Genomic DNA, 12,417 nt, shown 5'->3' with positions numbered 1-12,417 from the left:
TAATATGAATTTGGTATGTATTTGTATGTATATAACGATATCATTTAAGCGTTTAATTGTTATCTTTACTCAAAAGGGGGAGCTGCGATGTCAAATAAAAAACAATGGGTAACTAGGCTGCAAACGATGACAGCCGTAGCGATTAGTGCTATGTCAATACAATCTTCTTTTGCCAGTGTTGTCGCAAACAATACGATGACGGATAGTTTCTGGCAAACACAAAAGAAAGGGGCGAACTTTTTTAGGCAACATCCGGGATCACTTAAAGATTGGCAAGATGCTAAGCAAGTGGGCATTCAATTTTTCCGTATCCCGATAGATGCCTATCTGGGGTATCCTATTAAGCTTGCGAATGTTTCCCAATTAACGGAATTTGAAATAAAAAGTTTTGATCAAAACTTAAAAGATGCAAAGGCCACAGGTATTCCGATTATTTTAAGCTTCTTATCACTGCCTTTTTCGCTATGGAAGCAGCAACATGGCAATCGTGATGATTTAAGATTATGGCAAGATAAAAAACATTGGCAGGCAGCGGGGGATTTTTGGGCTGCTGCCGCTAAGCGTTATAAAGCGAATCCAAATATTGTTGCGTATAATATTCTCAATGAACCACATCCTGAAGTTTTAAAACTTAAAAACAGCAATAGTGCTATTTTTAACGTTGAGTTTACGAATTATTATAAGAAAGTGGTTGGCACAAGTGAGGATTTAAACGCCTTTTACGAATACATGGTTAAGCGTATTCGTCATGTTGATCCTGATACACCGATTATTGTTGATGCTGGCTGGTACGCAGAGCCGCCTGCTGCGGATTACCTTAAACCGATTGATGCTAAAAATATCCTTTATGCCTTTCACATGTATGAGCCATATATCTATACCACGCGCAAAATCAACAATGGTAAATATGTTTATCCAGGAAAAATAGCGACGGGAAATAAAGCGTTTAGTGATTGGAATAAGGCAACACTTGAGAAGTTTTTACAGCCAATTGTTAACTTCCAAAAACGCTATCATATTCCAAGTCAGCAGATCATATTGGAGGAGTTTGGTGTTGATCGTATGACAAAGGGAGCCACTCAATATCTCAAAGATGTCGTGAGTATTGCCAATAAACATAATTGGCATTGGGCGTTTTACAATTATCGTTCAGATGCATGGACTGGCATGAATTATGAGCTTGGGGTTAAACCAATGAAGTGGCAATTCTGGAAGGATGAAGAAAAAACCAATCTTTTCCCAAACCTTGGCTATGGCAAAGCCAATAAGTATTATGTTTATGATAAAAACAACCCATTGTGGCATGCAGTTATTGATGGGATAAATAAAAATGTTAAATAAATTAGGCTTAGCGTTTAAACAATTCAACCATGAATCCGTTGACCGATCGTGTGTTTTGATCAAAAGAAATACCAACTTGATAGATTGGCAGATCTAAATTCAAGAATTTATGCGCATAGTTTTTATCAATGATTTGTTGCAAAGCCTCTTTGGAGGCATCTTTATCGTTGGCAACTTTAAGTTCAAGAATAATTACTTTGTAATTAGGAATGACAATTGAAATATCAATGCGTCCAATAGATGTGGAATCTTCAGCGATCACATCATAGCCTAATGCTGTTAAGTAACTGTAGATAACGGTACAATAAAAGCCCTCATAATCTTGTATTGGGTTATTGCGATACCATTCATTAGGAATCGAGGCATATAAGGCGGCCACACTATCATGGAAAAGTTGCCAGTCATCACTTAAAAGGCTTTGGCTTAAACGATCATTGTTCACGGAGTTAGCGTGTGAGTTAGTGCCAATAACGGAAACACAGTTATTAAATGAAGCTTTGACCTCTAAATTAGGATAGCCCAAGCGATAGCCAATTTGCATACCGATCGTAATTTGCTCTTTAATGGTTAAATAACCTGCTTGAAACAAAAGCGCCTCAAGTGGTAAGTTTTTAACATCAATGCTATCAATAAAGCGTTCTTGAACATTAAAATTTTCAAGGTTAGGGACACGATAGCGATATTGCTTTAACAGCTGAATTAAAAAAGAAGGCGTGCCTGTTTGAAACCAGTAGTCGCGATACTCATACCCTCTGTCTATAAAAAGTAGAATATCGTAAGGGTTGTAGACCTTTTGTTGTTCATTGCCGGCAAAATCATAGCCGTTATACCATTTCTTAAGTTTAACTTTATCAACACCGACTAAATATTCTTCAAATGATGATTCAAGCTCAGTTTGAGTGTAGCCGCAAATATCTGCATAACGTTGATCAAGACTAATATCGGTTAGGTTATTCAAGCCCGAGAATAGGCTAACTTTAGAAAATCTGGTCACCCCAGTAAGCAATACAAATTTTAAGTGTTCATCATTATCTTTAATAGCGCTATAGAATCCTTTTAAAATCTCACGGTTACGTATTGCTTTAGGCTCATCGGTGATAACATCTAATATGGGCTTATCATATTCATCAATGAGTAAAACAACTTGTTTTTTATGTTTTTCTTTTAGTTGCCAGATCAGGTTGTGGAAGCGCACAGCAATGGTTTTACCCTCTATGATAACTTTATGCTCTTTGGCAATTTCAGTAATTTTATTATGTATGATTTCAATAATTGTTTCTTCTGACTCGAAAGCACTAGAGCTACCAAAGCTAAAATGAATCACAGGGTAGGTCGTATCCCAATCCCAATGACTCTCGGCAAATGTGCCTTTAAAAAGTTGTTTATTGCCCATGAAAAGATGTCTTAAACAATCAATGGTTAAGCTTTTACCAAAGCGTCTGGGACGTGACAAAAAGAAATATCTTCCAGAGTTGACCATCTGTAGCAAATGTCGTGTTTTATCAACATAAATGGCATTTCTGTTTCTAATTTGGCTGATTGTCGAGTCACCAATAGGGAGCTTTTTGCGTATCTGAGTCATCTTTTAGGACTTGCCGATTAATCTTGTGCTAAAGTTTAGCAAAGTGTATATACCCACCACAAATGATTTTAGAGAGTTTCTTATTCGCTTTAATTGCTTTCCAAATAAAGTTGCATATTATTGGCAGCAAATTGAGCACGCGCTTTAGCTGTTTCAATGTCCGTATCATATGTCAAAGCAACCCCCATGCGACCTCCTCAATAATCACTCTTTGTATATTGTTGCTATTACCGCGCGAGTCGCTTTGCGCATAGGCTCAAGCAGCTTCAATCTCATCAAATGATCTAACAATCGACTGACCCTTGCCAGAGGAGCTCATCACAGGTTTTACAACGCATGGCATGCCAATTGCTTGTGCTTTGGTTAGGTAATCTTCTTTGCTATCAGCAAAGGCAAATCTTGAGGTAGGAAGCTTAAGCTCATCAGCTGCAAGTGAGCGAATGCCTTGGCGATCCATGGCTAGTTTAGTTGCTTGCGCACAAGGTACAATATTAAAACCTTGCTTTTCATCTTATTCCCCTTTTAGTATGATGGGCACATGCTATATAAGCCCTTTTTAACATGTCTGATTTATCTTTTAAAAAAAATAACAACCATATTGAAATTCAAGAATATTACCAAAATCTATGTGAGGAAATTAATCGTTATAATTATGCTTATCATACTTTAGATGCGCCTTTGGTAAGTGATCAAGTTTACGACAAGGCATATCAAGCGCTTGTTGAGGTAGAGTCGCAATATCAGGATATTTTAGATACTTCATTATCACCAACGAAACGTGTAGGAAGTAAGCCATTAACAGCCTTTGAGGTCGTTGCCCATAAGGTGCCGATGTTATCACTATCCAATGGCTTTGATGATGAGGATATTGCTGGGTTTTATAAACGTTTAACAGAGCTTACACAAACGCATGCGTTAAGTTTTGAATGTGAGCCCAAGTTAGATGGCTTAGCCATTAGCATTCATTACAAAAATGGTCATTTGGATTATGCTGTAACGCGTGGTGATGGTGTCGAGGGTGAAAAGGTAACAGAAAATATCAAAACGATTCGCAATGTACCATTGCAATTAAAAGGTGATGATTTGCCTAAAGAGATTGAAGTACGTGGCGAAATTGTTATTAATAAGCAGGATTTTCTAGCACTTAATCAAACCGCTGAAGCGCGTGATGAAAAAGTTTTTGCCAATCCCAGAAATGCCGCAGCGGGCAGTGTAAGGCAACTTGATTCGCGCATTGCTGCCAAGCGTAAATTAAAGATGTATGCCTATGGCGTTGGTGCATATAGTGGCTTTGACTTACCCCAAACCCAATATGAGTTAATGCAACAATTAAAAGCTTGGGGTTTTCAATTAACGAATGAGATTGAAGTGGTTGACGGAGAAGAGGGCTTACTTGATTATTATCAACGCATGCGTCATAAGCGTGCTGATTTGCCTTATGATATCGATGGTTTGGTCTATAAATTAAATCGTTTGGATTTGCAAACTAAAGCAGGCTTTATCGCTAAAGCACCACGTTGGGCGCTGGCGCATAAATTTCCCGCTGAAGAAGTCGAGTCAGAAATTTTAGCCGTTGATTTTCAAGTTGGGCGCACGGGCGCGGTAACCCCTGTGGCAAGACTTAAGCCTGTTGCCGTAGGTGGAGTCATTGTTTCAAATGCAACATTACATAATCTTGATGAGATTAAACGCAAAGATATCAAAGTGCATGATCGCGTAATTGTGCGTCGCGCCGGAGATGTGATCCCTGAGGTGGTGCGTTCATTGCCTGAATATCGTAACACCAATACAATACAAGAAATCGTAATGCCCAAGGTGTGTCCTGTGTGCCAATCAACTATCGAGTATATCAACGATCAAGCAATTGCGCGTTGTACAGGTGGGTGGCACTGCCTGGCACAACGCAAAGAACGCATTAAGCACTTTGCTTCACGTAAGGCAATGGATATCGATGGTATGGGGGACAAAATCGTTGAACAATTAGTCGATAAAGAGATGATTAAAACGCCGGCTGATTTGTATGCATTGAGTTTACCCGTTCTAAGTCAATTGGAACGTATGGGACGTAAGTCGTCATTAAACTTATTAGATGCTTTGGAAAAGAGCAAAACTGTGCTATTGCATCGTTTTATCTATGCTTTAGGTATTAAAGATATCGGTGAGGTCAGTGCCAAAGCACTTGCTAATCACTTTGGGTCACTAGAGGCGATTAAAAATGCCACGCTTGAAGAGCTGGTATCGATTTATGATATCGGTGAGGTGATGGCAAATCATGTTAAAGCTTTTTGGCAGGATCCTTTAAATATCGAACTTGTTGATGCGCTGATTGCTGCGGGTATTACAATTATTGAACCCAAGAAAGTTGCGGCTGAAGTAGCAGAAGCTGTTGTTGATAACCCATTTTTTGGTAAAACCGTTGTAATTACGGGTAGCTTTGCTGAGTTTACACGTGATGAGCTTAAAGAAAAACTTGAAGCATTGGGTGCTAAGTGTAGTGGCAATGTATCAAGCAAAACTGATTTTCTCATTGCAGGGGAAAAGGCCGGTTCCAAATTATCTAAGGCACAAGCACTTGGTATTGAAGTGATAACTGAAGATGAATTACAAGTAAACTAATCAATAATCATGACATACTAAAAGAGACAGAAAATGTATTGGCAGAGATCTATCAAGTGTTACAACAATAAGATATCCCCCTCACCCGCATTGCATAGCAATGCGACCTGTCCCACAAGGGGAGAGGTGATTGGGACATTACTTTGTTGCAAAGAAATTAGGGTAATAATTGGCTTGAGAGGTAAATATCTGTAAATTGACGTACGAAATAATGTACGCTAAACTTTGATATAGGTTCTGTTAATCAGTAAATAGGTGAGGTTAAAGATGAAGTCACTTAATGCAACACAAGCTAGAAAAGATATTTATCACTTGATTGATCAAGTAAATGTTGACCATCAACCAATCCAAATAAATGGTAAAAGAAATAATGCCGTTTTAATTTCAGAAGAAGATTGGAGCGCAATTAATGAGACACTTTATTTACTGTCAATAAAAGGAATGCGTGAGAGTATTCAAAAGGGATTAGCGACAGATATAGCGGATTGTTCAGATAAATTGGCATGGTAATGTCTCAACTCTTCTATACTAAGCAGGCGCTTAAAGATGCTAAGAAAATCAAGCAGTCAAACTTACATGTAAAGGTTCAAACTTTGCTTGATATCATCAAAGAATCTCCTTATCAAAAACCGCCAAACTATGAAAAACTAATAGGTGATTTGTCGGGTGCTTACTCTAGACGAATTAATATACAACATCGATTGATCTATCAGGTGTTAGAAGATCAAAAAATAATTAAAGTGATCAGAATGTGGAGTCACTACGAATAATGATGACAGTAATAGAATAGGATGTTAATAAACAATGAAAATCGCAATATTAGGAAATGGGCAGCTCGCTCAGATGATGATTGAAAGTGCTGGGGAGTTAAATGTAAGCATTGACACGTATTCTTTGCCAGAGATTGATCGCTATGGTAAGAGCACTCCAGAGGAAATAAATCGTTGGCAGGAGAAGCTTCAGAGCTATGATGTTGTAACCTATGAGATTGAAAATATCTCAGTTGATTTATTGCAAGCAGTATCAAAAAAAACGTGTGTCTTTCCAACGATTGAGGCCTTAAGTGTTGCTCAAGATCGGCTGTTAGAAAAAGATAATTTTAAACGACTTGATATTAATACTAATGATTATATGGCGGTAGATTCTTTTGCTGAACTTCAAAAGGCTGCCAAGTTATTGAGCTTGCCATTTATTATTAAGACAAGGCGCTTTGGCTATGATGGCAAGGGGCAATATATTATTAAAACGCCTGAATGTTTAGAAAAAGCGTGGGAAGCTTTGGGAGAGCATCCACTCATTGCAGAGAGCTTTGTACCATTTGATTATGAAGTCTCACAAATTGCCTCACGCGATCAGTTTGGGCATATTGCCTTTTATCCTTTGGTTAGAAATGAGCATCGTGATGGCATTTTACGTGAAACGCATGTGTTGATGGAGAAAAATGAACTAAGTATTGACGCGCAAGAAGCAGTGAAGCGTTTGCTCGAGCACTTTGATTATGTCGGCACTTTTGCTGTTGAGTTTTTTGTTAAAAATAATCAGCTTTTTGCCAATGAAATGGCGCCTCGAGTGCATAACTCAGGGCATTGGTCAATCAATGGAGCCAATGCCAGTCAGTTTGAGAATCATATGCGCGCGATCACTGGTGAAAACGTTGCTAAGATCAAAACATTAGCGCAATATATATTAATGATTAACCTCATTGCTGAGGATGTGCCCAATATACAACTACCTATTAATAGCCATGCCAAAAGTTATGGCAAGAGCTTAAGAGCAGGGCGCAAGATGGGGCACATTAATATTGTCGATAATGAACTAGAAACATTTATCAATAGTGTTAATATGATCTATCAAAATATTGAGGCAAAACCATGTTTGGAGGAGTTTTAAGTGTCAGATCAGCTAAATGTGGCTTTTTTTGCGGCAGGGTGCTTTTGGGGTGTCGAGCATTACTTTGCGAAAGAAAAAGGCGTTGTCAAAACGGCAGTTGGCTATATGGCGGGCAAAACGCCGAATCCTACTTATTATGACGTGAAAACAGGGCAAACCGATCATTTGGAAGTCGTTAAAGTTGAGTATAATCCACGTCTTGTCAGTTATGAAACTTTAGTGAAGCTTTTTTTTGAAATTCATGATCCGACACAGCAAGATGGTCAAGGTGTTGATATTGGCTCGCAATATTTAAGTGCTGTTCTATATACAAATGACATGGAAAAAACGACTTGCCAGCAAGTGATTGATTATCTTGAAGCGCAAGGTTTAACGATTGCAACACAATTAATTGATGCTAACCTTCACCAGTTTTGGTTAGCTGAAGATTATCATCAACAGTATTTTGACAAACATGCGCACTTGCATGTCTGTCATCAACGTGTAAAACGATTTGATTAACTATGAACGAGTAAAACGAGAAAGTATATGTTTGAAATAAGTGAAAATATTGAGAATTATTATGAGTTAGGCCAGACAGTGCGCGAGAAAATGCGCATGATTGATGATATGGCAGATCAGTTGGGTGAGCTTTTGGATTGGAACTTGACCGTTGATTTTCAGATTATCAATCAAGATGATAAATCATCATTATATGGTGTATCGATTATTGCAGGAGAATCGGATGACGACGAAGCACCGGTATTTTTCTCAACAGCATCAGCAGATGAAGCATTGATCCGTTTACAAGTCTATCTGGAGTTGATGGAGAAATTTGAGATTAGCAATTTGGCAAGATCTGAAGAATATTACCAACAATCGTTGGATAAACTTGCGCATTATTATAATGATTCTTGTGATGATTTGTTGCATCAAATCGTGCTTGAAAGCTTTTTTGAATTTAATGAGAGATTAGTCGACAACTAAATGTAGGTGCGTATTGCATATAGTAACGATGTATCAATAAGTTGCACCAGCTAGCACCTCTCCCCTTGTGGGAGAGGTCGTGTAGCTTCAGCTGCACGGGTGAGGAGTATGCATATGTATACTCCCAAATTTGAATTTGCTAATTTTCTTAATTACTCCTAGGCTTAAATGGATTTTAAATAGCGGAAAAACCAAACGGATGGCAAGGATGGTGGCGGTATGAGAAAAAGTCTTTATTTTTATATCTTTTATATTTTTTATACATTGATAGTGACTGCAACCAGTGTGAAGTTAGCTTATCCGGCAGCAAATGGTTATCAGCAGATTGTGCCACTTAATTCATGGGTTATACAACAGCAAGAAAAGTGCAAGAAAGATCAAGATCAAGCATTAACAACCTTATGTGCTTTGAATAGTTGGTTGTCACCGACGATTAAATCACAAATTGCCCAATCAACTGTGAGTCTACATCTTAAAGCGCTTGATGCGCATAAATCACAAGTTCAGCTGACTGTTGCCAAAGAGACTAACGCGCCTTATGTAAATGTTAATTTATTTTTAGAACAATTGGGCTTGCTGCAACAACCTATGAATTGGCAAGCGTATTTAAATCCCTCAATCCTTAATAAGGGTGTAATAGAAATCTCCTATCCATTGATGATTGCTAGTCGTCAAATCATTGAATTTATCGGACTGCCTTCACAGAAACAGTTTATGCCGCAACAGTTAGAGAAAATGTATTCTGCGCAATTAACGGCAGTGATTACCAAAAAGAAGCAAATCATTGATATTGATATTCAACTTGATATTGCAAAACTTGCACTTGTGCATATGCGTTTTCATGCTCAAGTTGATGGTGTGCTATCGCTTAGTCCATTATGGGCAGATTTTACAGAACAAGACGTTCAAGATGGTGCTAAAAATAAAGTTTATCCCAGTGAGTTTACGCTTAGTTTAACTAATACAGGGCTTATTGAAGATATTATGCAGGAGTTATTGGGCGATCAATCATTGATATATTCACCCATGTTATTGATGCATTTATCGGACTATTTCACGCAAATTGCCTTATTGCAACGTGATCCGTTATTAAAACGAGGATTTATTAGTTTGGCTGATTTTATTGTGTTACCCATAAGTTTGAGTATTAAGGCTGTAAATAACTACGGGCAGCAACAAAGCTTTAGCTTATGGCAAGATATGCTTAATTGGCTTAACTTTGATTATCAATGGCAGACGCTGACACTTAAGCAGCAAGAGGATAAAAGTAGTGCACTGCAACAAAAAATATTTAAGGTCAATGGACAAAGAGTTAAATATAAAAATAAGGTGCTAGCTCTCTTTAAGACGGGTTTTTCTTATCAGTTTTTCAGTAATGGTGTTGAAGTAAAATAAGCTAAAAAAGATAAAGTTTTTAAATATCACGCACATTGCTCGCAAAAAAATCAATATTCACTATGTTTACAATACTGCTTGCTGCTAGGTTAGCAGTCAGGTGAATCAGAAATTCTTTAAAACTTGGAAGTAAAAGAAGTAAAAAAAGTAAAAAAAGTAAAAAGCAGAAGAAAACATAAATGATAAAAGGTGATGATATGCTAGGAAGGTACTCAAAAAATCTGTTTGCACTCGTTGCAATCGGTTTCATTATATTATTAAGCGCTTGTGGTGGCGGTGGTGGCTCATCAGCTGCTGTAGGCACTCAGACCGTGAATTGCCCACAGGGGTCAACCTGTGCACCTGAACAGGTGTCAATGGTTGAAGCTCAATCATAATCAAGGAGGATACGATGAAAATTAAACGATTAAATATATATTATCTTGCGATTTTAATGGGGGCGTCTGTGTCGGCATCGTATGCTGTGCCGACATCAGGCGATTATGTAAACGATCTGCCACAGACCTATACCAACAATTTCACGCAAGAGACGATGGATCAGATTAATGGTATTTTGTGTGTGTTTGCACAAACCAATTATCCTGAGTTTACAAATCAAGGTGCTTATCTGTCAAAGGTTGATATGAATGCCTGTAATATGGGTGATGAGCGGAGTGACAACAGTGTACCGATTTTGTCTGATATTGTCGGTGAGTCAACGAATGTCAATGGCGTGCAAACGGTGACTTTCTGGATTGATGGCTTACAAGTGGGTTATGGTGACACGGTATTGATTGAAGGGAAATTAGTGGCAACGGAAACACCAACGACACTTAATCCTTATGGTGTCTTTAGCTTGAACTACGTGTCTTATCCTTATGTTAACGGTGTGTTAAATCGCACAACACCGCAGTTTAGAGGATTTATTAGTGCTTCACAGGCGACCAATGGACGTGCTTTGGTAAAATACTTTGAAACGGAAGGTACTACCATTAATAATAGTCGTAATGTTGCTTTAGCCTTTATACAAACGGCTGAAAATACCGGTTATGGTCAGATCTCAAGTGTTTTTAATCAAAGCTCAATGTTGGCAAAAATTGCTTTTAATAGCAGCCATTTAGAAAATTTGGTCACACGTGCTGATTTAACCAATGGTCAAGCTGAGATTTGTTATGATCGCAATAATTACACCACAAGTGTCTATCGCTATGGTTTATACAATGCGGATGGTAGTCGTGTTAATCGTGATTCCGGTGGCTTTCCCGTTGAAATTACCATTAATAATGAAACAAAACGTGGTTGGTTAAGTTTTTATGGATTATGGTTGCCGGGTAACCCGACGGTTGCTGATGGTGCGGCTGCTACGAAAAAAGACATGCAAACAGGTGCGTCAACTGCTGGTACCATTGAAGTGGGGCCAGGAAGGCTTGAGTTGCAAACGGCACGTTCAATTACATTGGACCAGTTAACAGGTACACGTTTACGTCTACATGCACTTAATCAAAGTCTAGCCACAGCGATTGTGTTATGGAATTCAACAACTCAGCAATTTGACAAAGTTGGTGAGGATAGTTGTGGTCAAAGTGGTTGTAACTTTACCCCTGTAACACCTGCAGTAGCTATTTCCAACTCAGATTTGCAAAATACTTATTTAGGTCAGAACTATAGTCTAAATGTATCGATTGATGGTGTTGGAGGCGGTGGCTTTACCAATATTCCAATGCGTGATCAAAATAATCAAGTTGTGTTACCAACCAATAATACACAATTAGTCGTATGGACAAGCGCACTTGTAGCACCGACAGCAGCAGATGATATATTAACATTACATTGCTATAACAATTGTCCTGTATGGAATAATGGCTTAAGCCAATGGGAAACCAAGTATCCAGCGTGGGATAGCTCAGGGTCTCCTAATCTCTACTTAACCTATACGATTAATAAAAACATTCTTTCGACTAATAATGCCTATGCATTATTAGATCCAAATGGTGTGCCTGTAACCTCAACAACTGATAATTTATGGGTTGGTGAGATGGTACCAAATACAGTTAATGTCGGTACGAATATTGATAATTTATACAATGGCACCATTACTCAAAAGTATACTTGGCAAAGTGGTCCGCAACCTTGGAATAAGTTCTATACTTTTAAAGCAACCAGTGACAATAGTATCAGTAGTTTTGAGCCACCGATTAGCTTAACCTACAATGATGGTCAGGGTAGTCGTTTTATCGAGTACGAATCTTTTGGACAGTTAAACGGTATTCCAGGTAAATGTTATAGTCGTTTAGATAATACCTTACAGCCTCAATGTAATGGCAATGATCAGATTTGGGTGCCTGATTATAATGTGCCAACAGGGACTGAACTGACGCAAACAGCAAATGCCAATGTTAGCTATTTTGTCAAGCAGTTGGGTATTGCGCAAAACTTACTTCCCCTTGCCGCAGGAGCAGCAAGAGATGCGTGCATCAGTGATCTACAAACATTAATTACCCAAGCCGGCAACGATAGCAATGTAAGCGTCCCACGAACCCCATCTAGAATACTGTTTTAAATCTGGCAAACTGATTGCATTGATAATACAAAGAGCTTTGGTTTATGACGGAAGAACAATGGTATGAGGTCATTAAGCGCTGGGAACA

The 12,417-nt window shown here is 38.4% G+C and carries 11 protein-coding genes and 1 pseudogene; 10 read left to right on the top strand and 2 right to left on the bottom strand.

All coding sequences use genetic code 11. The features are described 5' to 3' along the window. Positions 1–87: 87 nt before the first annotated feature. Positions 88–1,341, top strand: a complete 1,254-nt coding sequence (locus IE867_RS09655; protein WP_192484519.1) for a glycoside hydrolase family 5 protein — start codon at positions 88–90, stop codon at positions 1,339–1,341. Positions 1,342–1,348: 7 nt separating this feature from the next. Here IE867_RS09655 and IE867_RS09650 read toward each other — a convergent pair whose 3' ends face one another. Both IE867_RS09650 and IE867_RS09645 read right to left on the bottom strand, forming a co-directional pair. Next, the gene (locus IE867_RS09650; RefSeq protein ID WP_192484518.1) at positions 1,349–2,923 is read right to left on the bottom strand and encodes an ATP-binding protein; all 1,575 of its coding nucleotides are present in this window, start codon (positions 2,921–2,923) and stop codon (positions 1,349–1,351) included. 193 nt (positions 2,924–3,116) lie between these two features. Continuing rightward, a pseudogene (locus IE867_RS09645) lies at positions 3,117–3,431 on the bottom strand (ATP-grasp domain-containing protein); the annotation flags it as partial. A gap of 53 nt (positions 3,432–3,484) precedes the next feature. Between IE867_RS09645 and ligA the strand changes: the two are divergent. The 9 genes from ligA (at position 3,485) to IE867_RS09600 (ending at position 12,329) form a co-directional block, all read left to right on the top strand. Continuing rightward, positions 3,485–5,539, top strand: a complete 2,055-nt coding sequence (gene ligA / locus IE867_RS09640) for an NAD-dependent DNA ligase LigA (RefSeq protein WP_192484516.1) — start codon at positions 3,485–3,487, stop codon at positions 5,537–5,539. Between the two features lie 267 nt (positions 5,540–5,806). Then, positions 5,807–6,049, top strand: a complete 243-nt coding sequence (locus tag IE867_RS09635; RefSeq protein ID WP_192484515.1) for a type II toxin-antitoxin system Phd/YefM family antitoxin — start codon at positions 5,807–5,809, stop codon at positions 6,047–6,049. Continuing rightward, entirely contained in the window at positions 6,049–6,309 is a 261-nt protein-coding gene (locus IE867_RS09630; RefSeq protein WP_192484514.1) for a Txe/YoeB family addiction module toxin, read from the top strand. Before IE867_RS09635 ends, IE867_RS09630 begins: the two co-directional genes overlap by 1 nt. 34 nt (positions 6,310–6,343) lie before the next feature. Further along, on the top strand, positions 6,344–7,429 hold the full coding sequence (locus IE867_RS09625) for a 5-(carboxyamino)imidazole ribonucleotide synthase (RefSeq protein WP_192484513.1): 1,086 nt from the start codon (positions 6,344–6,346) through the stop codon (positions 7,427–7,429). Beyond that, on the top strand, positions 7,430–7,930 hold the full coding sequence (msrA, locus tag IE867_RS09620; protein ID WP_203249656.1) for a peptide-methionine (S)-S-oxide reductase MsrA: 501 nt from the start codon (positions 7,430–7,432) through the stop codon (positions 7,928–7,930). A 27-nt stretch (positions 7,931–7,957) separates the two neighbouring features. Continuing rightward, positions 7,958–8,395: a hypothetical protein gene (locus tag IE867_RS09615; protein WP_192484512.1), complete on the top strand. Its 438-nt coding sequence runs from the start codon at positions 7,958–7,960 to the stop codon at positions 8,393–8,395. Between the two features lie 219 nt (positions 8,396–8,614). Next, positions 8,615–9,790: a hypothetical protein gene (locus tag IE867_RS09610; RefSeq protein ID WP_192484511.1), complete on the top strand. Its 1,176-nt coding sequence runs from the start codon at positions 8,615–8,617 to the stop codon at positions 9,788–9,790. A gap of 197 nt (positions 9,791–9,987) precedes the next feature. Next, positions 9,988–10,167 carry a hypothetical protein gene (locus IE867_RS09605; RefSeq protein WP_192484510.1) on the top strand — a complete coding sequence of 60 codons (180 nt, stop codon included), beginning with the start codon at positions 9,988–9,990 and terminating at the stop codon, positions 10,165–10,167. A gap of 14 nt (positions 10,168–10,181) precedes the next feature. Beyond that, positions 10,182–12,329, top strand: coding sequence for a hypothetical protein (locus IE867_RS09600; protein ID WP_192484509.1), 2,148 nt, complete (start codon positions 10,182–10,184; stop codon positions 12,327–12,329). The last annotated feature ends 88 nt before the right edge of the window (positions 12,330–12,417 follow it).

This window comes from Cysteiniphilum marinum, from assembly GCF_014857925.1.
Classification (GTDB): Bacteria; Pseudomonadota; Gammaproteobacteria; order Francisellales; family Francisellaceae; genus Caedibacter; species Caedibacter marinus.
This window is presented reverse-complemented; position numbering and strand designations above follow the sequence as displayed.

Excerpts from the sequence above, each read along its gene's own strand:
- IE867_RS09655 (WP_192484519.1), top strand. The coding sequence starts at position 88 with ATGTCAAATAAAAAACAATGGGTAACTAGGCTGCAAACGATGACAGCC.
- IE867_RS09650 (WP_192484518.1), bottom strand. The coding sequence starts at position 2,923 with ATGACTCAGATACGCAAAAAGCTCCCTATTGGTGACTCGACAATCAGC.
- ligA (WP_192484516.1), top strand. The coding sequence starts at position 3,485 with ATGTCTGATTTATCTTTTAAAAAAAATAACAACCATATTGAAATTCAA.
- IE867_RS09635 (WP_192484515.1), top strand. The coding sequence starts at position 5,807 with ATGAAGTCACTTAATGCAACACAAGCTAGAAAAGATATTTATCACTTG.
- IE867_RS09630 (WP_192484514.1), top strand. The coding sequence starts at position 6,049 with ATGTCTCAACTCTTCTATACTAAGCAGGCGCTTAAAGATGCTAAGAAA.
- IE867_RS09625 (WP_192484513.1), top strand. The coding sequence starts at position 6,344 with ATGAAAATCGCAATATTAGGAAATGGGCAGCTCGCTCAGATGATGATT.
- IE867_RS09615 (WP_192484512.1), top strand. The coding sequence starts at position 7,958 with ATGTTTGAAATAAGTGAAAATATTGAGAATTATTATGAGTTAGGCCAG.
- IE867_RS09610 (WP_192484511.1), top strand. The coding sequence starts at position 8,615 with ATGAGAAAAAGTCTTTATTTTTATATCTTTTATATTTTTTATACATTG.
- IE867_RS09605 (WP_192484510.1), top strand. The coding sequence starts at position 9,988 with ATGCTAGGAAGGTACTCAAAAAATCTGTTTGCACTCGTTGCAATCGGT.
- IE867_RS09600 (WP_192484509.1), top strand. The coding sequence starts at position 10,182 with ATGAAAATTAAACGATTAAATATATATTATCTTGCGATTTTAATGGGG.